This is a genomic window from Amycolatopsis rifamycinica (assembly GCF_000695625.1).
Lineage (GTDB): Bacteria > Actinomycetota > Actinomycetes > Mycobacteriales > Pseudonocardiaceae > Amycolatopsis > Amycolatopsis rifamycinica.
Map to the genome: position 1 here is coordinate 1 of NZ_JMQI01000088.1, position 660 is coordinate 660.

The 660-nt window shown below is 56.4% G+C and carries 1 rRNA gene; it reads left to right on the forward strand.

The annotated features are described in order from the left end of the window. Positions 1–660: ribosomal RNA gene (locus DV20_RS42885) — 23S ribosomal RNA — on the forward strand; the annotation flags it as partial.

The window sequence follows — 660 nt, forward strand, 5'->3', positions numbered from 1 at the left end:
GTGAAAGGCCAATCAAACTCCGTGATAGCTGGTTCTCCCCGAAATGCATTTAGGTGCAGCGTCGTATGTTTCTCCACGGGGGTAGAGCTACTGGATGGTCTAGGGGCCTTACCGGGTTACCGAAATCAACCAAACTCCGAATACCGTGGTGTGAGAGTACGGCAGTGAGACGGCGGGGGATAAGCTTCGTCGTCGAGAGGGAAACAGCCCAGAACACCAGCTAAGGCCCCTAAGTGTGTGCTCAGTGGGAAAGGATGTGGGATTGCCCAGACAACCAGGAGGTTGGCTTAGAAGCAGCCACCCTTGAAAGAGTGCGTAATAGCTCACTGGTCAAGTGGTCCTGCGCCGACAATGTAGCGGGGCTTAAGCACACCGCCGAAGCTGTGTCATTCATACAATACATCGGCTTCACTCCTTGAGGGTGTTGTCTAGTGGTGTGGATGGGTAGGGGAGCGTCCTGCATCCAGGGAAGCGGCGGCGGAAGCCAGTCGTGGAGGGTGTGGGAGTGAGAATGCAGGCATGAGTAGCGAATGCAGAGTGAGAAACTCTGCCGCCGGATGACCAAGGGTTCCTGGGCCAGGCTAATCCGCCCAGGGTAAGTCGGGACCTAAGGCGAGGCCGACAGGCGTAGTCGATGGACAACGGGTTGATATTCCCGTA